Raw genomic sequence first — 26,140 nt, 5'->3', positions numbered from 1 at the left:
TCGTGACGTATCGTTGTCGACACATCCACGACCTCCGTGCACGCCGACAGAGAATGTAGATAATGCCTGGACCTGGCCACAGCACCACGACGGTGCGGCGCCTCCGACCCGGAGACACCGCCGTGGTCCTCGGCGCATCGGAGCTATTCCCCACTTCCCCAGCGCCAGAATGGGTTTCGGATCTCCTCTCTTCGTCGACGGCGCTGCTGTACTGGGCCACCGACTCCAATGGCGGGGCGCTCGGGTTCCTACTCGCCTCCCTGCTTCCCCTGCCGGACTCCGTCGAGGTCTTCGTCTACGAGATGGGCCTCGCCCCCGCACACCCCTCTGGCGCCGGAGGCAACGCCTCTGCCTCGGCCGCCGAGATCAGCTCGGCGCTCATCGACCGCGCCGCAGCCTTCGCCGAGGACTGCGCCTGCACGAGGTTATGGGGTGTCCCCCGCCCCGGGGCATCGCTGTATGACGAAGGAGGGGCGCAGGTATCGAGCCTCGACATCCCGCTGTGATCGTCGTTCGTCCGCTCCGGAGACGAGCCGCGCGGGCGGGAGGACGAGCGCCGTCCGCCGTCAGATAGTAGGGTGGTCCGCATGCAGCGCGCGCTTCTCCTTCGATGCCGCGGCGGGGCTAACTTCTAGAGAGTCGGCACCCCGCCCGCGGGGTCTCATCGTGCCGGCTCTTTCATCGCTCTTCTTATGATTAGCCCCAGCACGAAAGGACTCCCCATGACTCGCTCGGACGCGTTCGTCTCTGCATCCTCCTCGATCACCCCGCCCTCTGCGCCCGCGCCGGCAGATCAGCCCGCATGGAACAAGCAGAAGGCCTCCTCCATGCCGGCCTTCCGGTACCAGGCCTTTTACGACGAAGTCGAGGACACATCCCTGCCGGACCGCACCTGGCCCGATGTCGTCGTCGACAGCGCACCGCTCTGGTGCGCTGTCGACCTGCGCGACGGGAATCAGGCGCTCATCGATCCGATGAACCCCGCACGCAAGCGCCGCATGTTCGAGCTGCTCGTGCGCATGGGATACAAGCAGATCGAGGTCGGATTCCCGTCCGCCTCGCAAACCGATTACGACTTCGTCCGCGAGATCATCAGCGACGGCGCCATCCCCGACGATGTCTCGATCCAGGTGCTCGTCCAGTGCCGCGAGGACCTCATCCGCCGCACCTTCGAGGCCTGCGAGGGCGCGAAGAACGTGATCGTGCACTTCTATAACTCGACCTCGGTCCTGCAGCGCCGCGTCGTGTTCCGCGCCGACCAGGAGGCGATCAAGAAGATCGCCACCGACGCCGCGAACCTCGTCGTCGAGCTCGCGAAGGAGTACCCCGACGTCAACTGGCAGTGGCAGTACTCCCCCGAGTCCTTCACCGGCACCGAGCTCGCCTTCTCCAAGGAGGTATGCGACGCGGTTTCCGCGATCATCGCGCCGACCCCGGAAAATCCGATGATTCTCAACCTGCCGTCGACCGTGGAGATGGCCACGCCCAACGTGTACGCCGACCAGATCGAGTGGATGCACCGGAACCTGGCTCGACGCGACTCGATCATCCTGTCGCTGCACCCGCACAACGATCGCGGCACCGGCGTCGCCGCGACAGAGCTGGCGATGAAGGCCGGCGCCCAGCGCGTCGAGGGGTGCCTCTTCGGCAACGGCGAGCGCACCGGCAACGTGTGTCTGGTGACGCTCGGGATGAACCTGCTCACCCAGGGCGTCGACCCGCAGATCAATTTCTCGGACATGGACGAGATCCGCCGCACCGTCGAGTACGCCAACCAGCTGCCCGTCGGCGAGCGCCACCCGTATGGCGGCGATCTCGTTTTCACGGCCTTCTCCGGTTCGCACCAGGATGCGATCAACAAGGGGATGACGGCGCTGGAAGATGTCGCCGCAGAAGCCGGCACCACGGTGTCGGAGACGACGTGGGAGGTGCCCTACCTGCCTCTCGACCCCAAGGACGAGGGCCGCTCCTACGAAGCGGTGATCCGGGTGAATTCGCAGTCCGGCAAGGGCGGGATCTCCTACATCCTGCGCACCGACTACGGACTTCAGCTGCCACGCCGTCTGCAGGTCGAGTTCTCGAAGGTGATCCAGCAGATCACCGACTCCGAGGGCGGCGAGGTGACCCCGAAGGCGATGTGGGACGTGTTCTCGGCGGAGTACCTCGACCGGATCTCGCCGATGGAGCGGATGTCGCAGACGCTGCACGCCGCCTCCACGGACGACGGGGAGGACCAGATCGACGCCGTCATCAAGTGGAAGGGGCGCGACTACGAGATCAACGGCGTCGGCAACGGCCCGCTCGCCGCGTTCGTCGATGCGCTGAACCAGCTGGATTACGGCGAGATCCGGATCCTCGACTACTCAGAGCACGCGATGAGCGCCGGCGACGACGCCTCGGCGGCGGCGTATGTCGAGTGCCAGATCGAAGGCGAGGTCTACTGGGGCGTCGGCCGCGCCGGTTCGATCACGACCGCTTCGCTGCGCGCCGTGGTCTCCGCAGTCAACCGCGCATTCGCGAGCGAGGCGATCGACTCGGACACCGAGGACATCCCCAACTCGACGAGCACGCGCACCTGGGCACCATAACAGGGTTCCCGCTTGAGGTTTCGCGCCACAGGGAGCGCCGGGTTGCAGCCCGACGCCCCCTGTGGCGCGTTCGTATGGACTTGGACACCCCACCGGCGGCCTCGAAGGGGGCCTCGAAAGTGGCCCCGAAAAAGTGGTGCGGACCACCCCGATGGTGAAAGGGGCCCATTTCGTGCGATTTTCACAGGAAATTGGGAAATCGCTTATCCGCACTGGTGAGATAGCCTGTCGCGGTTTCGGCGGCTTTAACTTGCGTCACGGTTGTAACGAACGCTCACTGTAGGCGCGATTAAGTCACGAATAGATAACCAAAGCATTTCCCAAAGGACACGTAAGCGAGGTAGCCTCAGCTGCGTTGGGAGTATGTCTACCACCGAAACGTCACCGAAGATGATGCTGCGGCCACAGTCCGCCATAGCTCATCGGACCCGGTAAGCGAGACCACTGGAGTTTAGTTTTATGCGATCGATCAACCGCCGCTCGTTCCTCGCGAGCTCTGCCGGTGCCGCGTCCGCGGTCGGCCTCGGTGCCGCTATGTCCGGCACCGTCGGCGCCGGAGTGGCCAATGCCCAGGGCCTGCCGCTGGGCTCCTCTGGCGAGGTTCCGCTCCCCAATCCGGGCCTCGTCGGCGTTGAGGCTCCCGCCGGAAGTGTCGACGCCGCCACCCAGGTCCGCTTCGCACTTCCCGAAGGCTGGTCCGACTGGCTCCCCTTCCCCAAGCCCGATGGCGCCCGCGACGACCAGGGTGACGTACCCGCCTCCGGCGCGGTCCCGTCCCCCGACGGCGCGACGGCCTTCGAGGTGCGCGGCCCGCAGGGCACCAACCCGGTCTACGCCGGCTCCGCGGTCGGCCCGACCGGGTCCTCAGCTGTCGATGATTTCCTCCGTGAGACCGGCCAGCTCCGCACCGATGCCCTCGTCAACTACGCCGGAATGCCGACCATCGACGTGCTCGGCATCCCCGTCGTCCCGCGCTGGGCATGGGGCGCCGACGAGTCCATCACCTGGTGGGATCCGTACTACCGCGAGGCCCAGGTCCTCACCGTGCACCACTCGGTGACCCCTGCCGGTTGGGACACCGCCGCCACGATGCGCGCGTTCCACCGCTACCACACGCTCACCAACGGCTGGGGCGACATCGGCTACCAGCTCGTCATCGACCCCGCGGGCGTCGTGTACCAGGGTCGTCGTTCGGGACCGATCCCGGTCTTCCAGGGCATCCCGATCCCGGGCATCCGCCCGCAGGCCACCGTCGGCGCGCACGTCGGCGGCAATAACTCCGGCAACATCGGCGTCTGCCTCATGGGCGACTTCACCGGCGCGATGCCGTCGCCCGCCCAGTGGGGCTCGCTCATCAACGTGCTCGCCCGCCTCTCGGCCGCGCTCAACCTCAACCCGGCCGGCGGCGTCCGCTACGTCAACCCGGAGAACGGTGCCGCCTCGGATCGCTGGGCCATCAACGGCCACCGCGACTGGATGGGCACCGGCTGCCCCGGCGACATGATGTACAACGCTCTCGGCGCCGTGCGCGGCCAGACCGCCGCGGCCCGCGCAGGCCTCGGCATCTACCCGGGCTCGACTGGCATCCCGATGCCGGCCATGCCGGAGATCCCGAACCTCGGTTCCTAGGTTCCTGGCGGCTGCGCCGCAGCGCAGCCGCCCGCTTTGGCGGCACCAGTGCCCCGCGCCCTTCGGCGCGGGGCACTTCGGCATTTAGGAGGCCGTGTGCGGCCACATCCGGACACAGTCGTAGAGCAGCGGCGCGAGCTCCGGGTTTCGCTGCCCTTCTGCGGACAGGTGCCGTGGATCGATCCAGCGGAGCTCCTCGATCTCGGCCGCGGGCTGCGGGTCCACCGCGCAGGGCGCGAGGAAGACGTCGGCGAGGAGCGTGAAGCCTGGTTCGTTCGCCGCCGCCGTGCGCACGTGGCCCAGCGGCTCGAGCACTTCGGGGTCGAGACGGAGACCGATCTCCTCGCCCACCTCGCGCAGGGCGGCCTCGGCGGCGCTCTCGCCCGGCTCGGGCTTCCCGCCGGGATGCATGAAGCACGACGTGCCGCGCTTGCGCACCGTGAGCCAGCGGCCGGCGCGGTCGCGGAGAATCACCGCGGATACCGAGATGGTCTTGCCGGTGCCGGATAGGTTCGTAGGGGTGCTCACTGTGGGTCCTCCTGGTTAGCGGCGTCCGCCGTCATTCCTGGTGGGTATGAGTAGGCCGATGACCCAGTTGACCAGCGCGATGACTACGCCCGCCCACAGCGCCGGCCAGAAGCCGCCCACGTAGAGCCCCAAGGAGAGTTGGGTGGAGATCCAGCCGGTGAGCATGACCATGAGCGCGTTGACTACCAGCAGGAACAGCCCGAGGGTGAGGATGATCAGCGGCAGCGACAGGAGTTTGACGACGGGCCGCACGAGCATATTGACCAGGGTGAACACGAGGGCGACGACGGCGAGGCTGATCCAGAACTGCGTGTCGTGCGGGGGCGCGACGGTATCGAGGTTGTCGAAGCCGACAAAGTTGAAGTCCATGCGGCCGAGGCCGAAGCCGTCGACGAACGAGGCGGCGAGCCAGAGGGCCAGCGCGTTTGCGGCGATGCGGACGAGGAACGAGAACAGTCCCATGCGGGCGGCTACCTTTCTTCCCCACACTGTTGCGGCGCAGCTGCACTCACGCGCGGCCCGAGCGCATTAGACTCGATGCGCGGGTTCGCCGCGAATGGAAAGAGGGGGCAATCGTGGACCACGATACCGAGGATGCGCGGCGCTGGCTGCACCTGGAACTCGCCGGCGCGGACGAGATCGACTACGACCCCACGATGCTCCAGCCGGAGAACGACCCCGACGGCGCGCGCCGCTCCGCTAACGAACGCGCAGCCCTGGGTGGCGATATCGCCGCGATGTACCGCCTCGCCCTTGCCGCAGACGAACGACTCGAACTGATCGCCGCGGAGGAATGGTGGTCGCGCGCTGCCCGCCAGCATGACGTCGGCGCACTGTTCAATCTCGGCGTCTGCGCGTTCAACGTGCAGGATTTCGAGGCGGCCGGCCGGTGGTGGGGAGAGGCCGCGATGCGCGGCGATGAGCGGGCGGCGCACAACCTCACGGTGCTCGATCGCGCGACCGGCGTGCGCGGGCTGGAGCTACAGATAAAGAAGTACCCGCGGGGCGAAGGGCTCGGCTGAGCTCTCCGCCCCGCGGGCGCTGCGGTCGACCGTGTGCCGGGTGACCCGGGAAAGCGGGGTCAGTCCACGTAGCCGTCGGCGACGTCGAGGGCGCGGTCGAGCACGTCGAGCCCCTCGCGCACCTGCTCCTCGGTGATGACGAGCGGCGGCACAACGTGGAAGCGGTTGTAGTTCATGAACAACAACACGCCCTCGGCCTTGGCCGCACCCATCGCCTTCGCCATCGCCTCGCTCGATCCGCCGTACGGCGCGAGCGGCTCGCGGGTCTCCTGGTTCTTCACCAGTTCGAGCGCCCAGAAGCAACCGAGCCCGCGCACCTCGCCGACCGACGGGTGCTTCTCGGCGATCTCGCGCAGGCGCGGGCCGATGACCTCCTCGCCGAGCTTCTTCGCGTGCTCGACGATGCCCTCGTCGCGCATGAGGTTGATCGTGGCCACCGCCGAACCGCACGCGAGCGGATGCCCGGCATAGGTGAGGCCGCCGGTGTACGGGGTGTCCTTGAACGACTCGGCGATGCGGTCGTGGATGATGACGCCGCCGAGCGGGATGTACCCGGAGTTCGAACCCTTCGCGAAGGTGATGAGATCAGGGGTCCAGTCGTCCGGGCCGTTGCGGAAGTTGTCGAGCGCGAGCCACGTACCGGCGCGTCCGAACCCGGACATGACCTCGTCGCAGATCATGACGATGCCGTACTTGTCGCAGATCTCGCGTACACCGCGCAGGTAGTCGGCCGGCGGGACCATGATGCCGACGGTGCCCGGGATGGACTCGATGATCAGCGCCGCGAAGTGGTCGGGTCCCTCGAGCGCGATGAGATCGTCGAGGTGCTGCAGGGCGCGCTCGCACTCCTGTTCCTCGGTCTCGGCGTAGAACTGCGAGCGGTAGAGGAACGGCGCGTGGAAGTGCACGGCGCCGGTGTTGCCGTAGTCGTTGGCCCAGCGGCGGGTATCGCCCGTGAGGTTCATCGAGGTCGTCGTCGCACCGTGGTACGAACGGAATGCCGACAGGGTCTTCACGCGGCCGGTGTGGCGGCGCGCCATCCGGATCGCGTGCTCCACGGCCTCGGTGCCGGCCATGGTGAAGAACACCCGGTTCATCCCCTCCGGCGCGATGGACGAGATGAGGCGCGCGGCCTCGGCGCGGGCGGCGTTCGCGTGCGCCGGGTTGATGGTGCACATCTCGGCAGCCTGGTCCTGGATCGCCTTGACCACGACCGGATGCTGGTGCCCGATATTGGTGTTGACCAGCTGCGATGTGAAGTCGAGAAGCTTGTTGTCGTCGCCGTCCCACAGGTAGACGCCCTCGGACTTCGTCACGACCATCGGGTCGTGCTTGCCCCAGGCGGTCCACGGGGCGAGAACGTGGGCGCGCTCCTTCTCGTAGACTTCGCGCGCTTCGGCATTCTGTGGTGCGGGCACTTTTCCACTCTCCTTCAGGCAGGGTGCACGGACTCTCTGTGCTGCCAATGATGGCACTGCTCGCCGCCGCGCGCCCTGCACTATTTCCGCTTCGCGGAATACGGGCGTCCTCGCGTGTCGTGCGATACAGCCATTGGCGCACCCTCTTGGTATTTTTGGATCTTCGCCGACTCCACGTACGAGGGGGATTCTGACGTGTCGCGATCTGCCCACACGCCTGCCATGGGGACCTTGCGCCCCTATGGCCGCATCGTCGCAGCAAGTGTGACGGCGGCGCTTCTCATCGGCTCGGCCGCCGCATGCGCCCCGGCCGAGGAAGAGCCCGCCGCGCCCGTCGCCGAGGCGACGGGAGAGACCTCGAACCCGGTCCCGGCCGAGGAGACTCAGGTCAAGGCCTCCTCGCGCGATGCGAAGATCCCGCGCGTGTGGAACGACGACGCCGAGAAGTTCGACGCGCCCTCGTCGGCCGATCTCAAGGAGATCGACGAGCTGCTCTCCGATTCGGTAAACGATGCCGCCGCGCAGGGCGTCACCCTCACCTGGTGCCTGCGGTCGCTCGACACGAAGAAGCCTGTCGACGAGTGCGTGGGCGACGACGAGACCACCTTCGCCGCGTCGATCCCGAAGCTCGCCGCGGCCGTCGCGGCGATCGAGGCCTACGAGGGCAACCTCGATGAGCTCGTCATCGACGAATACACCCCGTGGAGCGCCGGCAACGCCGGGCTGCGCGCGTCCTACGACGAGTCCATGGGGGAAGAGGCCGACGACGCCGTCACCTCGGCCGCCGAAGCCGCGCAGGAGGACGACGAACCCACGACCCTCGGCGATCTCGTCGCCGCGTCCATCGCCTATTCCGACAACGACGCGGTGAACGAGCTCATCGACGTCATCCCCGACGGCCCCGCGTTCGGCGACGTCGAGGCCGACGCATCCTCCGCCTCGGCCGCCTCGGACATGACGGCGTTCGAGTACATCGACGCGATCACCGCGCGACTGGGCATCGAGGAGGATTTCCACGTCGGCGCCTACTTCAACCAACCCGAGTCCGGCGACTGGAACCACATCACGTCGTCCTCGGCCGCCGAATACCTGTCCGCTCTCGTTGCGGCGGCAGATGGCGAGGTGACCGACGAGAATCTCAACGAGGTGGCGCCGGACGCGCTCACCACCCCGAAGACCGCGCGCGCGGTGCTCTCGGCGATGGCTCAACAGTTCCGGTCGACGAAGATTCCCGGTGAACTGCCCACGGGCACCTTCGCGAACAAGACCGGCGAGACAGACACCGAGTCCCACGACCTGGCGGTCGTCGGGACGAAATCCGGTCGCTTCGTTCTGTCCGCCGTGTCGAGTTTCTTCGCCGGCGCCAATCCGCCGGACGAGCAGCTCGCCGAGACCGCGAAAGAGGTTGTCGGCGTGCTCGGCGGCTCGGAGCGCCTGTGATTCGCGACTAGGGACCGGGAGCACGCAGGCGGGCCGGAGGGTGCCGCCTCCGACGTCATACGACATGAAGGGCATAAAATCGCGCACATGAATTCTTCGGCCCCCGATTCGACAGCATCTTCCGGAGCCTCCGGCGCCAGGCGCCCGGCTCGCCCCGGGTTGACGCCGCGCGGGCGCGTTGCCGCGGCGGCCGGTTCGCTGGCCACGTGGGCCTCGCGGGTGAGCGGGCGCGGCTCGGGCGGCATGATCGGCGGGCTCGTCTCGCTCAAGCTCGACCCGGATCTCATGGCGCAGCTGGCGGTGGGGCGGCGCAGCGCGCTCGTCACCGGCACCAACGGCAAGTCGACGACCACTCGGATGCTCGCCGCCGCGATGCGGACGCTCGGGCCGGTCGCCTCGAACGCGAACGGCGACAATATGGACGCCGGAATCGTCTCGGCGCTCGCCGCCGACCGCGAGGCGCCGCTCGCCGCGATCGAGGTGGACGAGCTGCACACACCCCAGGTCGCCGAGAACACCCGGCCCGAGGTCATCGTCATGCTCAACCTCACCCGCGACCAGCTCGACCGAGTGGGCGAGATCAACAGCATCGAGCGGCGCCTACGGGCCGGGGTCGAGGCGAATCCGCAGGCGACGATCGTCGCGAACTGCGATGACGTGATGGTCACCTCCGCCGCATTCGACCACCCGAACGTCGTGTGGGTCGCCGCGGGCAACGCGTGGACCGGCGATTCGGTGAGCTGCCCGCGCACCGGTTCCGCGGTGGTCCGCTCCACCGCGCCCGGTGTCTCCGGCGCCTCCGAGATGCACTGGCACGCGACCGCGCCGATGCCAGACGGGACGCGCTTCGAGCGCCCGGCGCCCGCGTGGTGGGTCGACGACACCCACATCTACGGGCCGGGTGGATTCTCCGCACCGATGGAACTGGCGTTGCCCGGCCGAGCGAATCGCGGGAACGCGGCGCAGGCCGTCGCGGGCGCCGTGGCGATGGGGGCCGACCCGCGGCGCGCGGTCGAGGCGGTCGGGAAGGTGTCTGACGTCGCCGGCCGCTACTCCACGGTCACGCTCGGCGCGCAGGAGGCGCATCTCCTGCTCGCGAAGAATCCCGCGGGCTGGCAGGAGGCGCTGTCGATGATCGATAAGTCCGCCGAGGGCCTCGTCATCGCGGTCAACGGCCAGGTTGCCGACGGCGTGGACCTGTCGTGGCTGTGGGATGTGCAGTTCGAGTCGTTCTCCGAGCTCGAGGTCTTCGCCGCCGGCGAGCGCGGCGCGGACCTGTCGGTGCGGCTCACCTACGCGGGCGTCACGCACACGCTGATCGACGCGCCGCTCGACGCGATCGCCGCGTGCCCGCCGGGCCGGGTCGAGGTTCTCGCCAACTACACGGCGTTCCGCGATCTCGGTCGCGCGATCGCCGAGCGCAAGGGAGGCAAGTAATGAGCACGAACGATTCGACGGTTCGGATCGGGTTGATCCTCCCCGATGTGATGGGCACCTATGGCGATGATGGCAACGCGCTGATCCTGCGGCAGCGACTGCGCTGGCGCGGCTACGACGCGGAGATCGTGCGCATCACCCTCGACGATCCGGTCCCGGATTCCTGCGATATCTACGCCGTCGGCGGCGGCGAGGATGCCGCGCAGGTTCTCGCGACGAAGCATCTGAGCGATTCTCGCGGCGTGCAGGCGGCCGTCGCGAAGGGCACGCCGGTGCTCGCGATCTGCGCGGGCATGCAGATCTTCGGTGAGTGGTTCGCGATCGCCGATGGTTCGCGCGTTCCCGGCCTCGGCCTGCTCGATGTCACGACGCTGCCGCAGAAGACCCGCTCGATCGGCGAGGTCGCGTCCGCTCCCCTGCTGGACGGCCTCACCGAACCGCTCCTCGGCTTCGAGAACCACATGGGCGCCACGGAGCTCGGCCCCGACGCGGCCCCGCTCGGCCGTGTCACCGCCGGGACCGGCAATGGCGTCGCCGGAGGGGAAGGCCCCGCCGATGACGGCGGAGAGGGCGTTGTTCAGGGCAGCATCATCGCGACGTACATGCACGGGCCTGCGCTCTCGCGCAATCCCCAGCTCGCAGACCTGCTGCTTTCCCGGGCTCTCGGTGTCGACACGCTGGACCCGGTCGACGTGCCGGCGCAGGAGCGCCTGCGGTCCGAGCGTCTCGCGGCCGGCCGCCGCTAGCCCGCGCCGCTTCCCGCCGCCGACTTCGACAACACCCGCCGCCCGGACAGGGCGTGCCCGAGGGTGATCTCGTCGGCGAATTCGAGGTCCCCGCCCATGGGCAGGCCCGAGGCGAGCCGGCTGATCGTCAGTCCCGGGAAATCGCGGAGCAGACGCACGAGGTACGAGGCCGTCGCCTCTCCGGTCGTATTCGGGTCGGTGGCGATGATGACCTCGCCGACCTCGATGGGTTCCGGCGCTTCGCCGTCATCCCCCGAGGTGCTTTGCGTTTCCGGGGTGGATCCGGCGACCCGGCGCAGCAACTGCGAGATGCGCAGCTGGTCCGGGCCGATGCCGTTGATCGGATCGAGGCTGCCGCCGAGGACGTGGTAGACGCCGCTGTACTCCTTGGTGCGCTCGATCGCCTGGATGTCGCGCGGTTCTTCGACGACGCACACGAGCGAGAGGTCGCGCCGCGGATCGGAGCAGATCTGGCAGCGCTTCTCGGCGGACACGGTGCCGCAGACCTCGCAGTAGTTGACGCCGCCGAGGATCTCGCCGAGCGAGTTCTGCAGCCGTTCGATGTCTTCCGGCTCGGCCTGCAGTAGGTAGAACGCGATGCGCTGGGCGCTCTTCGGGCCGATGCCCGGAAGCTTGCCTAGCTCATCGATCAGATTCTGGACTGGACCTTCGTACACAGTATTCGCTCGTTATTCGTTCGCCGGGCGCGGCGATGCCAGGTCCGCAAGAACCCGCCGATCGCCGCGCTGAGTGGATGTCGATGCACTCGGCAATTACATGCCGAGGCCACCCATCATGTCCCCGAGGCCGCCCATGCCACCGGCCAGCGGGCCGAGCTTGGTCTCGGCGAGCTGGGCGACATTCTCGTGGGCGTTGTTGTAAGCGCCGACGACGAGGTCCTGCAGCGTTTCGACGTCCTCGGGGTCGACGATCTTCGGGTCGATCGCAACGTTGGAAACCTTGCCCGTGCCCGTCATGGTTACCTTGACCAGGCCGCCACCGGCCTCCCCGGTGACCTCCGAGGCCGCGATCTCCTGCTGTGCGGCGGCGAGCTGCGACTGCATTTGCTGCGCCTGCGCGAGAAGCTGATTCATATCTCCGTTGGGCATTCCACCGGGCTGCATTGGCACTCCTAATTCGAGGTCGTTTCACCCCAGCGTAACGGTGTCTGCCGACATTTCGCCCGCGCCCCACCCGGGGCCGCGCCCACGTACGCGCTCACTCGAGCGGCGTGGCGCCGAGGTGCTCCTTGAGCAGCGCCAGGGCGATCTCCTCCGGCGTGCGGTGGTCGATGTTCTGCGGGCCGCTGCGCGCCTCGTCGACCATGTCCTGCTCGCTGACTTCCGGCCCGCTCGGCTCGCCGGTCGCCGCCTGCCCTGCCGGCGCTTCCGGTTCGGCACGCGCCTGTGCGGCGGCGGCGCGTTCGGCCCAGGTCAGCCTCCTGCCCTGGCGCTCCTCTGCTGCATCACCAGCCGGCTCCGCGGGCGTTGCCTGGGGCGAGCCGGCGGGGCCGTCCCCGCGCTCGTCCGCCACTCGCGGCGCGGATGACGTCGGAGGTGCCTGCTCCCCCGGCCCTTCAGGGCGCGCGGCCTCGCCGGACCAGTCCTCCGGCGGTTCCCAGTCGGCCGGCGGCTCGGGTTCCTCGGGCGGCGGCGGAACATCCTCGACCGGCTGCGGTCGCCGGCGCGGCTGCTCGGCCCTGCCCCGTGGCGCGCTGCTTTGCGGCGCCTGCGGCTCCGGCGGCGCTTGTTCCGGTTGCCGCGGAGCGAAGGCCCGCTGCGGTTCCTGTCGCCCGCCCGCCGGTGCGCCATCGCGTTCGGCGCGCGCGTGCCAGGTCCCGCCGAACACCGCGGACATAGCCTCGGAGATAGTGCTCGCATGGTGCGGTTCATTGATGCGGTTAGCGAGCGCCGCGGTCTTGTGCGAGAGCACGACCTCGTTGCCCTCGACCCGGGTGATCACGGCGTCGGCGAGCATCACCTCGAGCGTGCGGGAGCGCTCGCGGACAGCGCGGCGAACCTCCGGCCACGCGCGACGCAGTTCCTCGGTATCGAGCGAACGCGCCGGCGCCGGAGCTTCGCGAGCTTCCCTGTCGCCGGAGTTCTCGTTCGCGGGCCGGGCCGGCTCCGGCCATCCCTGTGCGCCCGCGCTCTGCGCCTCGGCCGGAGCGACGGGAGCCGTTTCCACCGACTGCGCTGGCTTCGGCTGCGCTGGTCCCGGCTGCGGGGCGCCCGGTTCCGCTTCGCGGGGCGGCGCGGCCTGCTCGTCGCGCGTCCCCGCCGCAGTGCCTGCGGCCACCGCGCCGGCAGCCGCGGCTCCGGAGGCAGCTGCGCCGGTAGCCATCGCTGCCGAGCTGTCTCCGGAGGCATCGTCGTTCTGGTTCCCGGCGGGTGTAGCTTCCGGTGTTTCGGCCGGCTCTTCGGCCGTGTGCTCGGTGGCGGCGCTTTCCGCTGCGGGCTCCGCCGGACCCTCCTGCGCAGTGTCCGCTGCGGTTTGCGGCACTTGCCGCGGAACCGCTTGAGGCGCCTGCTGTTCGGGCTCCGGCTGTGCGGACGCCTGCTGCTCGGGTGTCGACTGTTCGGCGGCGGCCGGGGCGCCGCCTGCTTGCTCGGCCTTCCGGCGCTGCGAGGGGCGCACGTAGCGGGGCGCGGACTCGGAGCCGGTCGCGGCGCCGGCGCCCGCGGGAACGCCGCCGTCCGCTGCCGGGGCAGGCGCCGACGCGTTCTCCGCACCGCCTGCGGAGCCGGCCGACACCGACCCGACTCCGCGCTCGAGCTGCTCGACACGCTGGGAGAGCGCGGCGACTCCGCCGTCAGCCTCGGGGAGGAGAAGACGAGCACACAGAATCTCCAGCAGGAGCCGCGGCGACGTGGCGCCGCGCATCGAGTCGAGGCCACTGTGCACCTCGTCCGCGAGGCGCGCCAACGTCGCCGGACCCATGGAGTCCGCCTGCCGAGCCAGCGATTCGGCCTCCTCTCCCGGGGCATCGACGAGGCCGCGTTCGATGGCCTGCGGCACGGACTGAACCATGATCAGATCCCGCATGCGCTGCAGCAGATCCGACACGAAGCGGCGCGGGTCGTGCCCGGCCTCGATCACCCGGTCGACCGTGCGGAAAAGCGCCGCGCCATCAGCCGCGGCAAGTGACTCCACAGTGGCATCGAGCAGCGAGTTCTCGGTAACCCCCAACAGTGCGGCGGCACCGGAATACTCGACGTGATCGTCCTCCGAACCGGCGACGAGCTGGTCGAGCACCGACAACGTATCTCGCGGCGAACCCCCGCCCTGCCGAATGACGAGGGGGAATACCGGCGGGTCCACCCGCACGTTCTCGGACTCGCAGATGCGCTCGAGGAGCGCGCGCATCGCGGTGGGAGTGAGCAGACGGAACGGATAATGATGCGTGCGCGATTTGATCGTCGGCAGCACCTTCTCCGGCTCGGTCGTCGCGAAAATGAAGATGAGGTGCACCGGCGGCTCCTCGACGATCTTGAGCAGCGCGTTGAAGCCCGCATTGGACACCATGTGTGCCTCGTCGATGATGAACACGCGATAGCGCGAGGACGCCGGCGCGTAGAACGCCTTCTCGCGCAGCTCCCTCGTGTCGTCGACGTTGCCGTGGCTCGCCGCGTCCAGCTCGATGACGTCGAGGTTGCCGGGTCCGCCCGGCGCGAGGGATACGCAGGAATCGCATACCCCGCAGGGCTCCGGGGTCGGCCCCTCCACACAATTGAGCGAACGCGCCATGATCCGCGCCGACGAGGTCTTACCGCAGCCCCGCGGGCCCGAGAACAGAAAGGCGTGGTTGATCCGCCCGGACCGCAGGGCCGCGGACAGCGGATCTGTCACATGCTCTTGCCCGACGACCTCCGCAAACGTGGCCGGGCGATACTTTCGATACAACGCCACGGGCTCTAGGGTACTTGCCCACTCCGACAACGCGGGAGCGCTTCCGGACGCAGACGACGGAGCGACGCGATTGCGTCGCGCGGACGATACGAGCCTGGGGCCGCGGGCACCGAAAACGACGCCACGCGACCCCAGGACATCCCCCTTATGTTGAAGCTCTCGGCCCCCTCAGGCCGAGAGCATGCACTCTCACCATTTCGCGGCCGAGAGCCCTCACTCTCTGCCAGCGCCCCTCGGTGCGAGCCACCATTGAGACAACCAGAACATTTTTGTTTCTACAAGCACCCCAAAGCCCGGAAATCGGGCTAACTGGACAAACGTTCAATACTTTTGCCTGCTAGATCAGCCAAACCTCGCCAATGAAGAATGTAACCGTCGGCACCCCCGGGCGGAGGGAATCAGAACCCATCTGGACTGCATCTTTTCCAGAAGGACACCCCAATGCACGACTCGATGTCCGCGACGCGAAGGGCGCATCGGCCACCCCGTGCAACCGACCAGAAGTTCTCGATCCGGTAAAGCAACTCGCATAAACACGAAGGTGCGGCTCCCGCCAGAGCCGCACCTTCGAATGCGTGATTTTTAATTAGCTAAGCAAAGGTCAACACCCGCTCGCGTCACACCGCCTGCGCCTTGCGCACCGCGCACAGCAACGTGCACAGGCCGACCACGTCGATCGCCTTCTCCACCTCGTCGAGGGGCGGCATGGTCGGCGCCAGGCGAATATGGCGGTCGTTGGGATCCTTGCCGTAGGGATAGGCGGCACCGGCCGGAGTCAAGGCGACGCCTGCCTTCGCGGCCATCTCGACGATCTGCGTCGCCGTACCGTCCCCCACCGACAGGTCGATAAAGTACCCGCCCTCGGGATCGGTCCAGCTCGCCACCTCGTAGCCGCCGAGTCGCGCCTCGAGCGCGGAGCGTGAGGCCTCGAATTTCGGCACGAGAATCTCCCTGTGCAGCTGCATGTGCTGGCGCAGCCCTTCGGCGGTCTCGAAGAAGCGCACGTGTGCGAGCTGGTTGACCTTGTTCGGGCCGATCGTCCGCACCCCGGCATGCTTTCCGTACCAGGCGAGCTCGCTCTCGGTCGCGGACAGAAAGCTCACGCCGGCGCCGGCGAAGGTGATCTTCGACGTCGAGCACACCTGCCAGAAGCGGTTGGGGTGACCCGCGTTGGCGGCAGCCTCGAGGACGTTCGCGGCCTTCGGGAAGTCCGCTGCCAGCGTGTGCACGACGTAGGCGTTGTCCCAGATCACTCGGAAATCGGGTGCGCCGGTCTCCATCTTCGCCAGCCGCTCGATGACATGATCGGAGAGCGTCAATCCGGTCGGGTTCGAATAGATCGGCACCGCCCACAAGCCCTTCACGGCCGGGTCCGCTGCGAGCCGTTCGACCTCGTCCATATCGGGGCCCTCGGGACCCATCTCGACGGGAATCATCTCGAAGCCGAACTTCTCGGTCACGGCGAAGTGCCGGTCGTAGCCGGGCACGAGGCAGAGCCATTTCCGGTCCGTGTCCTCGATCCACGGCCTGGGCGAATCCTCGGTACCGAAGAGCAGCGCGAACGAGATCAAGTCGTACATCACCGACAGGCTCGCGTTATCGCAGGCGTACACCTCGTCCGGGCGCACGCCGAGGATCTCCGCCATCAGCGCGCGTAGCTCCGCGATGCCCGTGATCCCGCCGTAGTTGCGCACGTCGGTCTTCCCCGCGAGATGATCTCCCGGCTCCGGCAGCCCGAGGAGCCGCTCGGACAGGTCGAGCTGCGCGGCCGAAGGCTTGCCACGGGTCAGGTCGAGCCCCAGGCCGATCTGAGAGATCTCCTCGAATTCGGCGGCGAGGTCGCTCTCGAGGCGCGCGAGATCCTCGCCGGACAGCTCGGTCAGCGGCTTACGTTCCGTGGATTCAGGCATCAGTGTCTGCTCCGCTCGTGGGTACGGTTACCCGACCAGATTAGCGCCTTCACCGTCCCCCGCGAGCCGTCTCTTCACCTATGACGCCGGACCTGCTCTTCCTCTCGGAGCACGCCTCCGCGACGGGAGTAAAGGAGGGAGATACAGCGGCGGGAGATACTCGACCGCCGGAGAAAATTAAGGGACCCCGCGCACCCGCCAGAGCCCGTTGACCCTTGCTACCTTCCGGTCCTGGGGGAATTCACAGGGTGGACGCCACGCGAGGTCCGGACCCCACAATAGCGCACAACGCGACCGTGGAGCGAGCCGGCCGGTGGCCGCCGGATTCCTCGCCGCTTAAGGCGCCCGTTGCCCGCAGTTTGAAATCTCGGGCGCCGATTCAGTAGTGTTCTTTCCGGAGGATTCGCCTAGTGGCCTATGGCGCTCGCCTGGAACGCGGGTTGGGTTAACGCCCTCAGGGGTTCAAATCCCCTATCCTCCGCCAACGGGACGAGGTCCCCGGTTTTCACCGGGGACCTCGTCTTTTTCTGTCTCTGCGTCTCCGAGCCTCAGGTCCGGAGATTCCCGCGCATCAGAACGCGGGCAGAACCTCGCCCTCCGGCCAGTTCTCCTCGATGAAGTCGCGTACCTCGTCGGAGTGGAGCAGCTCGTCGAGCTTCTTGAGGTGCTCGTTGTTCTCGTCCCCTGCACGCACGGCGAGGAAGTTGGCGTATGGGTTGTTCTCGCCGTCCTCGATGATCAGCGAGTCATCGACCGGGGACAGCCCGGCCTCGAGGGCATTGTTGCCGTTGATGACGGAGGCATCGACATCCTGCAGGGTACGTGCCAGCGACGCGGCATCCGCCTCGATGAATTCGATGTTCTTGTCGTTCTCCTCGACATCGCTGAGCGTGGCGCTCGAGCCATCGACTCCATCGGCGAGCGTGATGAGCCCCGCCTCCTGCAGCAGCTCCAGGCCGCGGCCCTGGTTCGACGGATCGTTGTTGATGCCGATCTTCGCGCCGTCCGGGATATCGGCGACGTCGTCATACTTGTCCGAGTACAGCGCGAACGGCTCGATGTGGATGCCTGCGAAGTGGGCGAGGTCGTAGCCCTGACCCTCGACCTCCTCGTCGAACCACGGCTCGTGCTGGAAGTAGTTCGCGTCCAGGCCGCCCTCGCCCAGCTCCTGGTTGGGGATGTTGTAGTCGTTGTACTCGATGATCTCGAGGTTGAGTCCCGCGTCCTCGGCGAGCTCGTCATTGACGAAGCGGACGATATCTCCGTGGGGCACCGGCGAGACACCGATCTTGAGCGTCGTGACGCCGTTCGCCTCGGTGCCGACCTCCTTGTCGTTACCCCCGACGAGCCCGCAGCCTGCGAGCGCGAGAGCTGCGGCGGTTGCGGCCGCTGCGATTTTTACGGGACGGAACCCGCTGAAACGTGACATGGTGAGTCCTTTTCTTCTGTCTCTATTTTTGTGGATTCTGAACGATCAACGATGGTCGATCGCGTGGGCGATCTTGTCGCCGGTGTATTGCACGAGCGCCACGATGATCACGAGGAGCACGACACAGGCGAGCATCGTGTCCGCCTGGTAGCGCTGGTAGCCGTAGTTGAAGGCGAGGGTGCCGAGGCCCCCGCCGCCGATCACGCCGGCCATCGCCGAGTAGCTGATGAGCGTGACGACGGTGACGGTGAATCCGCCGACGATGCCAGGCATGCCCTCGCGGACGAGGACGTGGCGGGTTATGTGTCCGTTGGAGGCGCCCATCATCTTCACCGCCTCGACCTTGCCGGCGGACACCTCGCGCAGCGAGTTCTCGACGAGCCGAGCGAAGAAGGGGATCGCGCCCACGGACAGCGGCACCACGGCCGCGCCCCAGCCGAGCGCCGTGCCGACGATGATGCGGGTGAACGGGATGAGCGCGATGAGCAGCACGATGAACGGCACCGAGCGGCCGAGGTCGACAAGCAGGCTGAGCACCCGGTAGACGCCCCTGTTCGGGTACAGACCGCGCGGGCCGAGGTTGTGCAGGAACACCCCGAGCGGCAGGCCGAAGATCGCGACGATGAGCGACGTCGCGATCGTCATGTAAATCGTCTCGAGGGTCGCGGGCAACAGCTGATTCTGGAACACCGGGTTACCGAAGAATTTCTCGTCGGCAGCGAGAACCGAGAGGGTCATGCGGTTTCTCCTTCCGCGTCACCGAGGGGCTGCGCGTAAATGCCCTTGGAACGGAGCAGCTGGAGCGCCGCGGCGATATCGTCCTGCGGGCGCTTCGGCCGGAGGTGCAACCGCCCGATCTGCCGCCCGGAGATCGTTTCGATGGTCCCCGCCTCGATCGTCGCCTCGATGCCCTCCTGGCGCAGGAGCGCGAAGATCTCGGTGACGTCGGGGCGCGATGCGCCTTCCGCCGTCATGATTTCCAGCAGCGTCTCCCCGTCGCGCGAGGTGCCGGAAGAGGGCATGGGGATGAGTTCCTTCGCAAGCGGGGAACCGGCATCGCCGATGACATCGAGGATCGGGCCCGTCCGCTCGACGCGGCCCTCGGCGAGAAGGGTGACCGAGTCGCAGACCTCCCGAACCACGGACATCTCGTGGGTGATGATGAGGACGGTGACGCCGAGCCGGTCGCGGACGCGGCGGATGAGCTCGAGGATCTGGCGCGTGGTGGCCGTGTCGAGCGCGGAGGTCGGCTCGTCGCACAGCAGGACCGGGGCATTCGTCGCCAGAGCGCGGGCGATGCCGACGCGCTGCTGCTGTCCGCCGGAGAGCTGCGCGGGGTAATTTTTGCGGCGCTCGGTGAGTCCGACGAGCTCGAGCAATTCGTCGACGCGCGCAGCGATGTCCGCGGGCTTGGCGCCGGCGATCTTCAGCGGGTGCGCGATGTTCTTCTCGGCGGTGCGCGAATCGAGCAGGTTGACGTTCTGCGAGACCATGCCGATCTGACGCCTTGCCCCCGCGAGCGCGGAGCCTTTGGCGCTGCCCATGTCGACACCGCCCACCTCGATCGAGCCGGACGTGGCGCGGTCGAGCCCCGTGAGACAACGGATGAGCGTCGACTTGCCGGCACCCGAGCGGCCGACGATCCCGTGGATCTGCCCCGCCGGGATCGACAGGTCCACCTCGTCGAGAGCCGTCACCGGGCCGGGGAAAACTTTGCTGACTTTCGTCAGTTCGATCATGTGAACTCCAGAAGTGGTGGCGTGCCTTCCTTAACAGGAGGCATCCCTTGCGCGGTGTAAATCCTAAACCTCTCGTTCAGGAAAGCGCGCATCGTCCGGAGTTCGATCCGGGCTTCGATCCAACGGTAGCCCGGCGTTTGACTATCCGGCGGTCAGTCCTGGCCGTCGTACACCTGCGCGCCGGCCGCCTCGGCGAGTCCGCTGATGGTCTTCGCCAGGCGGGTGTCACGCTGGGTGACCCCGCCGACATCGTGGCTCGACAGGTCCACGGTGATCTCGTTGTACGACCACAGCACGTCGGGGTGATGGTTCGCGTTCTCGGCCGCGGCCGCGATCTTGTCGAACAGGCCGATCGCTGCCTCTGCGGACTCGCACTTCGCCGTGAACGTCAGCGCGCCCTCGGTGTGCGCCCAGCCGGGGAGCTCGGCGAGTGCCTCGGTGATCTGCTCGTCGTCCAGTACGTTCTTGTCTGCTGCATCGCTCATGTCTACTAGTGTCCCACTTTGTGAGTACCCATGCCGCCCGAGAATCCTCGCCCGCCGGCGCCGGCCGCTACGCCCCCTCCCCGAGCGGCGCGCTGCACCTGGGGAATCTGCGCACGGCCGTGCTCGCCTTCGCCTTCGCCAGGCGCTCGGGCCGCGAATTCTTATTGCGCATCGACGACCTCGACCCGCAGCGCTCGCGCGCGGAAGTGGCGCGCGAGCAGATCGCGGACCTCGCGCGTCTCGGCCTGGAGTGGGACCGCGAGCCCGAATGGCAATCCCGCAGCCACGGGCGCTACGCGGAGGCCCTCGAACGACTAAGCGCCGCCGGCCGCACCTTCGAATGCTTCTGTTCGCGCAAGGACGTTCTCGACGCACCCCGCGCGCCCCATGCCCCGCCCGGCGCGTACCCGGGCACCTGCCGCGACCTGACCGCCGCCGAACGCGAACGCCGCCGCGCCGCGATGCCGCCGAACAAGGTGCCTGCCATTCGCGTACGGGCGGACCCGGAAACGCGCGGGGAGAACGGCGACTCCGGCGTCATATGCCATATTCATGACGCCGTGCAGGGCGAATTCACCGGGGTGGTCGACGATTTCGTGCTGCGCCGCGGCGATGGCGCGTGGGCCTACAACCTCGCGGTGGTGGTGGACGATGCGGCGGCCGGGGTCGACCAAGTGGTGCGCGGGCTCGACCTCCTCGATTCGGCGCCGCGGCAGGCGTGGCTTGCGCGGCTGCTCGGGCTTCCGGCCGTGGAATACGCGCACGTCCCGCTCGCCGTGGCGCCCGGTGGTGAGCGGCTGGCCAAGCGCGATGGCGGGCATACGCTCGCCGAACTCGTCGCCGCCGGCGTCGACCCGGGGCAGGTGGTGACGGCGATCGGCGAGTCCCTCGGCGTGCCCGGTGCGCGGTCTGTACGGGACATTTCCGCGCGGTTCTCGCCGGCGCTGCTGGCGCCCAGGGCGGAATTCGGCGGGCCGTGGGTTGCGCCCGGCCAGTGGTAGAGGTGTCATAATCACTGCTCGTGACTAGAAAAACTTCCGCCCCCGGCGGCCACCCAGAGTCTGGGCAGCCGGCTCGCGGCAAAGGTCAGGGCCCCTCGGCCGACTTTCGCCCCGAACCGGCGTTCGCCTCAGTAACGTCCTACACCCTCCTCACCGTCGTCGCGCTGTTCATCGGCGTGATGCTCATCTCCAACGTCGCGGCCACGAAGGCCGTGCTCCTCTTCCCCGACCTGCACCTCGACCTCGGAATCTTCCAGCTCGACGGTCTCGTCACCGACGGCGCCTTCTTCCTCTTCCCCCTCGCCTACGTCCTCGGCGACGTGATCAGCGAGATCTGGGGCTTCCGCACTATGCGCCGCGTCGTGGCGATGGGTTTCGCCGTGCAGCTGCTCGCGTCCGCGTGTTTCACGTTGGCCATGCACATGCCGGCCCCCGACTTCTACGAGAACCAGGACGCCTTCGGCGCCGTGGTCGGAGTCGTGCCGCAATTCCTCGCCGCCGGGCTCGCCGGCTACGTGGTCGGCGAGCTGATCAACTCGTACGTGATGGTGCGCATGAAGCGGCTGACCGGCGAGCGGACTTTGTGGGCGCGCATGCTGACCTCGACTGTTGTCGGACAGCTCTTCGACACGCTGGTGTTCTGCACGATCGCGGCGAGCGCGCTCGGGATGACGATCGGATCTGCGGACTACTGGAACTACACGGTCATCGGGTTCGTGTGGAAGGTCGCCGTCGAGGCGATCATCATGCCGTTCTCGTACGCGATCATCCAGCGGATCAAGAAGGCCGAGCCGACCTACCAGGAATCGCTGCGCCGGTACGAGGCGGAGCGGGCCGCCGGGGCGCCGCAGGAGTAGCCGCGCCAGCCGGGCGCCGCGCCAGCAGGCCCCCGCGCCAGCAGGCCCCCGCGCCAGCAGGCCCCCGCGCCAGCAGGCCCCCGCGCCGTCACCATCTCGAGTACCGCAGACCCCGTCAATTCACGAGGTGCGCGGTACTCGAGATGGTGACGGCGCCCAAACTCCGCACAACCCCCTGGCAGGCGCCCGCCCCGCGCCGAACAACAACCGCTCCGGCCGAATTTACTTCGCCCGTCCCGCGTAATAGCGGCCGAGGAAGTCCTCCTTGAACGCGAGGTACTCGTCGGTCCCACCGGCAATGGCCGAGCGAATATCGGCAACCATCCGGATGATGAACCGCACGTTGTGCAGGGTGCAGATCTGCGCGCCGAGATACTCCTTGGCCTTGAACATGTGGTGCAGGTACGCCCGCGTGTACTGCGCGTCCACGGGGTGGTCGCCCTCCGGGTCGAGCGGGGTGAAGTCCCGCCGGTACATCGCCTTGGTGATGTTGACCTTCCCCGAGCGCGTGTAAATCCCGCCGTGCCGAGCGAGCCGGGTCGGCGCGACGCAGTCGAACGTGTCCGCCCCGTTCTCTACCGCCGTAAAGACATCGTCGGGCTCCGAGATCCCGAGCAGGTGGCGCGGCATGTCCTCCGGCATCTCGGAGGTGCACCAACCGACGATCGTGCCGAGGTTCTCTTTCTCCAGCGCGCCGCCGATGCCGAACCCGCCGAATCCGCGCTGCCCGGACTCGGTGAACCGGTCGCTCATCTCGAGTAGGCCGCGCACTGCCTGCCGCCGCAGGTCCTCGTACTGCGCGCCCTGGATCACGCCCCACAGAGACTGCGGTGGTTTATCCGCACGCTCCGCCGTCAAACGGTTGTGCTCGACGAGGCAGCGCTCGGCCCAGCGCCGCGTGCGTTCCACGGACTGCTCCTGATAACCGCGAGTGTTCATCAACGTGGTGAGCTCATCGAAGGCGAACATGATGTCCGCGCCGAGTCCGTGCTGGATCTGCATGGACACCTCCGGGGTAAACCGGTGCGAGGAGCCATCGAGGTGCGAGCGGAAGGTCACGCCCTCCTCATCGACGCGCGCGAGGCGCTCCTTATTCGCCCTCGTCGCCGAATCGTCCGGGGTTCCGGTCGCGGACATCTCGATGACCTTCTTGAACCCCACACCCAGACTCATTACCTGGAAGCCGCCTGAGTCGGTGTAGGTCGGCCCCGGCCAGTTCATGAACGCACCGACCCCGCCGGCGGCGTCGACGATGTCGTGGCCCGGCTGCAGGTACAGGTGATACGCATTCGCAAGCACCGCCTGCGCACCGGTCGACGCGATCTGCTCCGGCAGCAGGGTCTTCACGGTGGCTTTCGTGCCCACGGGGATAAAGGCCGGCGTCTCGATCGCGCCGTGCGGCGTCATGATGACACCACTGCGGCCTCCGGCGGTTCCCGGTACCGCAAGGCGTGCGGTGGTCTCGAAGTATTCGCTTTTCGCGGATCCGTGCGGTTCCGGTGCGGGATTCGGCATGAAATCCATAGTTCCACAGGCGGGTATCGGTGCAGCCCGGAGCATTCGCACAGCCCTCGCCCAGACACCATTCCAGCGCTTCCGACCGCAAGCTATACAGTAGTTCCTGCCGCAAACTTAGGTAGCGCTACCAAACGGTTATTCGGCGAATATAGTTTTACGCGCGCAATGTGCGCGGAAGTTTTCGGGGGGAAGACATGTCAGGACGATTGAGCCAGAGCGAACGACGCTCGCAGCTGGTGGCGATCGGGGCGAAGTTACTCCACGAGACCTCGTTCTCGGAGTTCTCGATCGACACGGTCGCGCGCGAGGCCGGAATCTCGCGCAGCCTGCTTTTCCACTATTTCAGCTCCAAACACGAATACCTCTCGGCTGTCATCGACCGCTCAGCAGACTTTCTCATCAAGCAGATCGAACTTCCGGACCCGGAGAGCTCGACGGACCCCCTGTACGACATCATCGTCGCCTTCACACGGTTCGTGCGGCGCCGTCGTGACAACTACCTCGCCGTCTTTCGCGCGCCCAGCCAAGATCCCGCCCTCCATGTCGCGGTCGACAACATGTACAGCCAGATCGCCGAACGACTGCTTGCGGCGGCGGGGCTCGATTCGTCGACGCCGGGGCGGCTAATGCTGGGACGCTGCAGCGTCGCCGCGATCGAGATGTCGGCGCTCCAGTCCGAGTCACTCGAACTCGAGGAGGAAGAGATCGCGGACATAAACGCCCGCGTCACCGCCATGCTGTTCGCCCAGGCCGACCAGTTCGAGCCTCGCGGCCGCGCGAACGGCTCGCACACCATCTAGCGAGCCTGGCCCGACCGCGCTGATACTTTCGGGATCATGACCGCTTCGCACCTCTTCATCTACGGTTCGCTGGCGCCCGGCGCCCCCAATGAGCACATCCTCGCGCCGCTCGGCGGCACGTGGCAACGCGGGTCGATCACCGGCAGCCTCGACGAACACGGCTGGGGCGCTGGGATGGGCTTTCCCGGCTTTCGCCCGACCGGCGACGACACCATCGACGGCTGGCTGCTCAGGTCGGAGGCGCTCGACGGTGCGTGGGGCGAACTCGACGAATTTGAGGGCGCCGAATATCGTCGCGTCGAGGTCGATTGCCAGCTCGACGACGGCTCGCGCGTGCGCACCTGGGTCTACTCGCTCGCCTGAACCGCGCCGCGCCCATCCCCCGCCACTCGGCTACCCGGTGACAACGAAAAAGCCCCCCGCGTGCGCTTACGCAGGCGGGGGACTGTGGCGGTGGCGAAGGGATTTGAACCCTTGGTTGGGGGTTACCCAACACTCGCTTTCGAGGCGAGCTCCTTAGGCCGCTCGGACACGCCACCGCCGAATAGGCTACCTGCACGGCGCCGCCGGAAACAAATCAGACCGCGACGAGCGCCCGATCCGCAGCGCACGGCGCCACGGCGCCACGGCGCCTAGCGTCGCTCGGCGAAAAATTCCCGCAACCCCTCGGACGCGCGCTCGGCCAGCACCCCGCCGCGCACCTGCGGCCGCCACAACAAGCGCCTGTCCCGAACCACGTCGAACAGCGATCCGCACGCGCCCGTACGCGGCTCCCACGCCCCGAACACGATCGTCCCGATCCGCGCCGCCACGGCTGCACCCGCGCACATGGTGCACGGCTCGAGGTTCACTACCAGCGTGCACTCGGTGAGCCGCCAACCGTCCCCGAGGCGGCCGGCCGCCTCGCGCAGCGCGAGGATCTCGGCGTGAGCCAACGGATCCGCGTCCGCCTCACGCCGGTTCGTGGCTGCGGCCAGCTCGGTTCCGTCGGGCCCATATATGACGGCGGACACCGGAACATCCCCGGCGGGAGTCTCGCGCGCGAGCGCGATGCAGCGCTCCATGCGGGCCGCGTCCAGGCGTTCGATCTCGGGTTCGGGAAGCGAAGGGCTCATGACGGGGCGTTCACCACCGCGCTCGCGGCGCGCTCAGCGCTCGTCGAGCAGCTGCTCGAAACGCTCGGCGAAACCCATCCGCTCGGCGATCGACTCGAGGTGCTCGTCTGCGAACAGATCCGTCTCGGACACGATGATCTCGAGTACACCCGACGGCAGCCCGAGGTCTTCGAGCAGCGCCCAATCGCCTTCGCCCCACGGATCGGTCTGCTCGAGTTCGTCATCATCGAGGTCCGGGACCTCGATGTTGAGCTCGTCGAGCACATCTGCCGCGAGGTCATAATCGATCGCCGCGGTCGCATCGGAGAGCAGCAGCCGGTGCCCGGCGGGGCCCGGCCGCAGGATCACGAAGAATTCGTCGTCGACGTCGAGGAGCGCGAAAGCCGCTCCGCCGGAGCGCAGCTCCCGGATCCCCTTCGCCGCTGCGTCGAGGCTTCCCAGCGCGTCGTCGTCGAGCCGGCCGAGCTGCCAGCCGGACTCGTCGCGAACCACCCACACGCCGATGCCGCCCAGGTCGTCATCGCTGGAATCGTCCTCGCCGGTGCGCGCACTGTTCATGGCAGCAACCG

The 26,140-nt window shown here is 67.7% G+C and carries 25 protein-coding genes, 2 tRNA genes and 1 other RNA gene; 12 read left to right on the top strand and 16 right to left on the bottom strand.

The window, feature by feature from the left end:
* Positions 1–62: 62 nt before the first annotated feature.
* The 3 genes from BJL86_RS02450 to BJL86_RS02440 all read left to right on the top strand — a co-directional run bounded on the left by BJL86_RS02450 (position 63) and on the right by BJL86_RS02440 (position 4,217).
* Positions 63–506: a hypothetical protein gene (locus BJL86_RS02450; RefSeq protein WP_156515265.1), complete on the top strand. Its 444-nt coding sequence runs from the start codon at positions 63–65 to the stop codon at positions 504–506.
* Positions 507–722: 216 nt separating this feature from the next.
* Positions 723–2,588, top strand: a complete 1,866-nt coding sequence (gene leuA, locus BJL86_RS02445) for a 2-isopropylmalate synthase (RefSeq protein ID WP_067473529.1) — start codon at positions 723–725, stop codon at positions 2,586–2,588.
* A gap of 459 nt (positions 2,589–3,047) precedes the next feature.
* Positions 3,048–4,217: a peptidoglycan recognition protein family protein gene (locus BJL86_RS02440; RefSeq protein ID WP_075844791.1), complete on the top strand. Its 1,170-nt coding sequence runs from the start codon at positions 3,048–3,050 to the stop codon at positions 4,215–4,217.
* Between the two features lie 84 nt (positions 4,218–4,301).
* Here BJL86_RS02440 and BJL86_RS02435 read toward each other — a convergent pair whose 3' ends face one another.
* Together BJL86_RS02435 and BJL86_RS02430 are read right to left on the bottom strand one after the other, a co-directional pair.
* Positions 4,302–4,745: an NUDIX hydrolase gene (locus BJL86_RS02435; protein ID WP_067476755.1), complete on the bottom strand. Its 444-nt coding sequence runs from the start codon at positions 4,743–4,745 to the stop codon at positions 4,302–4,304.
* Between the two features lie 15 nt (positions 4,746–4,760).
* Positions 4,761–5,207 carry a phage holin family protein gene (locus tag BJL86_RS02430; RefSeq protein WP_067476758.1) on the bottom strand — a complete coding sequence of 149 codons (447 nt, stop codon included), beginning with the start codon at positions 5,205–5,207 and terminating at the stop codon, positions 4,761–4,763.
* A gap of 113 nt (positions 5,208–5,320) precedes the next feature.
* On the opposite strand from BJL86_RS02430, the gene BJL86_RS02425 reads away from it, so the two are divergent.
* Positions 5,321–5,767 carry an SEL1-like repeat protein gene (locus BJL86_RS02425; protein ID WP_067476761.1) on the top strand — a complete coding sequence of 149 codons (447 nt, stop codon included), beginning with the start codon at positions 5,321–5,323 and terminating at the stop codon, positions 5,765–5,767.
* A gap of 59 nt (positions 5,768–5,826) precedes the next feature.
* Here the strand turns inward: BJL86_RS02425 and BJL86_RS02420 are convergent, their stop codons facing one another.
* On the bottom strand, positions 5,827–7,185 hold the full coding sequence (locus tag BJL86_RS02420) for an aspartate aminotransferase family protein (RefSeq protein ID WP_067476764.1): 1,359 nt from the start codon (positions 7,183–7,185) through the stop codon (positions 5,827–5,829).
* Positions 7,186–7,380: 195 nt separating this feature from the next.
* Between BJL86_RS02420 and BJL86_RS02415 the strand changes: the two genes are divergently transcribed.
* From BJL86_RS02415 to BJL86_RS02405, 3 genes are all read left to right on the top strand, one after another.
* The gene (locus BJL86_RS02415) at positions 7,381–8,625 is read left to right on the top strand and encodes a serine hydrolase (RefSeq protein WP_156896119.1); all 1,245 of its coding nucleotides are present in this window, start codon (positions 7,381–7,383) and stop codon (positions 8,623–8,625) included.
* 87 nt (positions 8,626–8,712) lie between these two features.
* A complete protein-coding gene (locus tag BJL86_RS02410; RefSeq protein WP_083657609.1) occupies positions 8,713–10,062 on the top strand; it encodes a Mur ligase family protein in 1,350 nt (449 codons plus the stop codon).
* The gene (locus BJL86_RS02405; protein WP_067478710.1) at positions 10,062–10,808 is read left to right on the top strand and encodes a type 1 glutamine amidotransferase; all 747 of its coding nucleotides are present in this window, start codon (positions 10,062–10,064) and stop codon (positions 10,806–10,808) included. The genes BJL86_RS02410 and BJL86_RS02405 overlap by 1 nt, the downstream gene beginning before the upstream one ends.
* On the opposite strand, the gene recR is transcribed toward BJL86_RS02405, so the two are convergent.
* The 5 genes from recR to ffs all read right to left on the bottom strand — a co-directional run bounded on the left by recR (position 10,805) and on the right by ffs (position 16,899).
* Complete coding sequence (gene recR, locus BJL86_RS02400) at positions 10,805–11,485, bottom strand: recombination mediator RecR (protein ID WP_067478713.1); 681 nt, start codon at positions 11,483–11,485, stop codon at positions 10,805–10,807. The genes BJL86_RS02405 and recR overlap by 4 nt on opposite strands.
* 96 nt (positions 11,486–11,581) lie before the next feature.
* The gene (locus tag BJL86_RS02395) at positions 11,582–11,932 is read right to left on the bottom strand and encodes a YbaB/EbfC family nucleoid-associated protein (protein WP_067478716.1); all 351 of its coding nucleotides are present in this window, start codon (positions 11,930–11,932) and stop codon (positions 11,582–11,584) included.
* Positions 11,933–12,026: 94 nt separating this feature from the next.
* Positions 12,027–14,717 carry a DNA polymerase III subunit gamma and tau gene (locus BJL86_RS02390; protein WP_075844790.1) on the bottom strand — a complete coding sequence of 897 codons (2,691 nt, stop codon included), beginning with the start codon at positions 14,715–14,717 and terminating at the stop codon, positions 12,027–12,029.
* Between the two features lie 617 nt (positions 14,718–15,334).
* On the bottom strand, positions 15,335–16,627 hold the full coding sequence (locus tag BJL86_RS02385) for an aspartate aminotransferase type Ic (protein WP_067477198.1): 1,293 nt from the start codon (positions 16,625–16,627) through the stop codon (positions 15,335–15,337).
* A gap of 175 nt (positions 16,628–16,802) precedes the next feature.
* An RNA gene (gene ffs, locus BJL86_RS02380) (signal recognition particle sRNA small type) lies at positions 16,803–16,899 on the bottom strand.
* 124 nt (positions 16,900–17,023) lie between these two features.
* Here ffs and BJL86_RS02375 point away from each other — a divergent pair.
* Positions 17,024–17,111 (top strand) — tRNA-Ser (locus tag BJL86_RS02375).
* Between the two features lie 87 nt (positions 17,112–17,198).
* Here BJL86_RS02375 and BJL86_RS02370 read toward each other — a convergent pair.
* From BJL86_RS02370 to BJL86_RS02355, 4 genes are all read right to left on the bottom strand, one after another.
* Positions 17,199–18,056 carry a MetQ/NlpA family ABC transporter substrate-binding protein gene (locus tag BJL86_RS02370; RefSeq protein WP_067477195.1) on the bottom strand — a complete coding sequence of 286 codons (858 nt, stop codon included), beginning with the start codon at positions 18,054–18,056 and terminating at the stop codon, positions 17,199–17,201.
* A gap of 45 nt (positions 18,057–18,101) precedes the next feature.
* A complete protein-coding gene (locus BJL86_RS02365) occupies positions 18,102–18,794 on the bottom strand; it encodes a methionine ABC transporter permease (RefSeq protein WP_067477192.1) in 693 nt (230 codons plus the stop codon).
* Complete coding sequence (locus BJL86_RS02360; protein ID WP_067477189.1) at positions 18,791–19,795, bottom strand: methionine ABC transporter ATP-binding protein; 1,005 nt, start codon at positions 19,793–19,795, stop codon at positions 18,791–18,793. The genes BJL86_RS02365 and BJL86_RS02360 overlap by 4 nt, the downstream gene beginning before the upstream one ends.
* Positions 19,796–19,947: 152 nt before the next feature.
* Complete coding sequence (locus BJL86_RS02355) at positions 19,948–20,280, bottom strand: 4a-hydroxytetrahydrobiopterin dehydratase (protein ID WP_067477185.1); 333 nt, start codon at positions 20,278–20,280, stop codon at positions 19,948–19,950.
* A gap of 20 nt (positions 20,281–20,300) precedes the next feature.
* Between BJL86_RS02355 and gluQRS the strand changes: the two genes are divergently transcribed.
* On the top strand, positions 20,301–21,281 hold the full coding sequence (gene gluQRS, locus BJL86_RS02350; RefSeq protein WP_075844789.1) for a tRNA glutamyl-Q(34) synthetase GluQRS: 981 nt from the start codon (positions 20,301–20,303) through the stop codon (positions 21,279–21,281).
* Positions 21,282–21,301: 20 nt separating this feature from the next.
* Positions 21,302–22,138 carry a queuosine precursor transporter gene (locus tag BJL86_RS02345; RefSeq protein ID WP_418235952.1) on the top strand — a complete coding sequence of 279 codons (837 nt, stop codon included), beginning with the start codon at positions 21,302–21,304 and terminating at the stop codon, positions 22,136–22,138.
* Between the two features lie 222 nt (positions 22,139–22,360).
* On the opposite strand, the gene tgt is transcribed toward BJL86_RS02345, so the two are convergent.
* Positions 22,361–23,653: a tRNA guanosine(34) transglycosylase Tgt gene (gene tgt / locus BJL86_RS02340; RefSeq protein WP_082908434.1), complete on the bottom strand. Its 1,293-nt coding sequence runs from the start codon at positions 23,651–23,653 to the stop codon at positions 22,361–22,363.
* 197 nt (positions 23,654–23,850) lie between these two features.
* Here tgt and BJL86_RS02335 point away from each other — a divergent pair, with 197 nt between their 5' ends.
* A complete protein-coding gene (locus BJL86_RS02335; RefSeq protein ID WP_082908432.1) occupies positions 23,851–24,456 on the top strand; it encodes a TetR/AcrR family transcriptional regulator in 606 nt (201 codons plus the stop codon).
* Between the two features lie 36 nt (positions 24,457–24,492).
* The gene (locus tag BJL86_RS02330; protein WP_067473426.1) at positions 24,493–24,819 is read left to right on the top strand and encodes a gamma-glutamylcyclotransferase family protein; all 327 of its coding nucleotides are present in this window, start codon (positions 24,493–24,495) and stop codon (positions 24,817–24,819) included.
* Positions 24,820–24,904: 85 nt separating this feature from the next.
* Here the strand turns inward: BJL86_RS02330 and BJL86_RS02325 are convergent.
* The 3 genes from BJL86_RS02325 to BJL86_RS02315 form a co-directional block, all read right to left on the bottom strand.
* A tRNA-Ser gene (locus tag BJL86_RS02325) sits at positions 24,905–24,995 on the bottom strand.
* Between the two features lie 93 nt (positions 24,996–25,088).
* Entirely contained in the window at positions 25,089–25,571 is a 483-nt protein-coding gene (locus BJL86_RS02320) for a nucleoside deaminase (protein WP_067473419.1), read from the bottom strand.
* Between the two features lie 33 nt (positions 25,572–25,604).
* Positions 25,605–26,129, bottom strand: coding sequence for a tRNA adenosine deaminase-associated protein (locus BJL86_RS02315; RefSeq protein WP_067473431.1), 525 nt, complete (start codon positions 26,127–26,129; stop codon positions 25,605–25,607).
* Between the last annotated feature and the right edge of the window lie 11 nt (positions 26,130–26,140).

Source organism: Dietzia timorensis (assembly GCF_001659785.1).
Classification (GTDB): Bacteria; Actinomycetota; Actinomycetes; order Mycobacteriales; family Mycobacteriaceae; genus Dietzia; species Dietzia timorensis.
Note: the sequence above shows the minus strand (reverse complement) of the source record. Positions and strands in the feature narration are given on the sequence as shown.

Bases quoted from the DNA above. Each gene is read 5' to 3' on its own strand.
- BJL86_RS02330 (WP_067473426.1), top strand. From the start codon at position 24,493: ATGACCGCTTCGCACCTCTTCATCTACGGTTCGCTGGCGCCCGGCGCC.
- BJL86_RS02385 (WP_067477198.1), bottom strand. From the start codon at position 16,627: ATGCCTGAATCCACGGAACGTAAGCCGCTGACCGAGCTGTCCGGCGAG.
- BJL86_RS02450 (WP_156515265.1), top strand. From the start codon at position 63: ATGCCTGGACCTGGCCACAGCACCACGACGGTGCGGCGCCTCCGACCC.
- BJL86_RS02315 (WP_067473431.1), bottom strand. From the start codon at position 26,129: ATGAACAGTGCGCGCACCGGCGAGGACGATTCCAGCGATGACGACCTG.
- BJL86_RS02410 (WP_083657609.1), top strand. From the start codon at position 8,713: ATGAATTCTTCGGCCCCCGATTCGACAGCATCTTCCGGAGCCTCCGGC.
- BJL86_RS02395 (WP_067478716.1), bottom strand. From the start codon at position 11,932: ATGCAGCCCGGTGGAATGCCCAACGGAGATATGAATCAGCTTCTCGCG.
- BJL86_RS02335 (WP_082908432.1), top strand. From the start codon at position 23,851: ATGTCAGGACGATTGAGCCAGAGCGAACGACGCTCGCAGCTGGTGGCG.
- BJL86_RS02405 (WP_067478710.1), top strand. From the start codon at position 10,062: ATGAGCACGAACGATTCGACGGTTCGGATCGGGTTGATCCTCCCCGAT.
- BJL86_RS02430 (WP_067476758.1), bottom strand. From the start codon at position 5,207: ATGGGACTGTTCTCGTTCCTCGTCCGCATCGCCGCAAACGCGCTGGCC.
- tgt (WP_082908434.1), bottom strand. From the start codon at position 23,653: ATGCCGAATCCCGCACCGGAACCGCACGGATCCGCGAAAAGCGAATAC.
- BJL86_RS02355 (WP_067477185.1), bottom strand. From the start codon at position 20,280: ATGAGCGATGCAGCAGACAAGAACGTACTGGACGACGAGCAGATCACC.
- BJL86_RS02320 (WP_067473419.1), bottom strand. From the start codon at position 25,571: ATGAGCCCTTCGCTTCCCGAACCCGAGATCGAACGCCTGGACGCGGCC.
- BJL86_RS02360 (WP_067477189.1), bottom strand. From the start codon at position 19,795: ATGATCGAACTGACGAAAGTCAGCAAAGTTTTCCCCGGCCCGGTGACG.
- leuA (WP_067473529.1), top strand. From the start codon at position 723: ATGACTCGCTCGGACGCGTTCGTCTCTGCATCCTCCTCGATCACCCCG.
- BJL86_RS02370 (WP_067477195.1), bottom strand. From the start codon at position 18,056: ATGTCACGTTTCAGCGGGTTCCGTCCCGTAAAAATCGCAGCGGCCGCA.
- BJL86_RS02365 (WP_067477192.1), bottom strand. From the start codon at position 18,794: ATGACCCTCTCGGTTCTCGCTGCCGACGAGAAATTCTTCGGTAACCCG.
- BJL86_RS02440 (WP_075844791.1), top strand. From the start codon at position 3,048: ATGCGATCGATCAACCGCCGCTCGTTCCTCGCGAGCTCTGCCGGTGCC.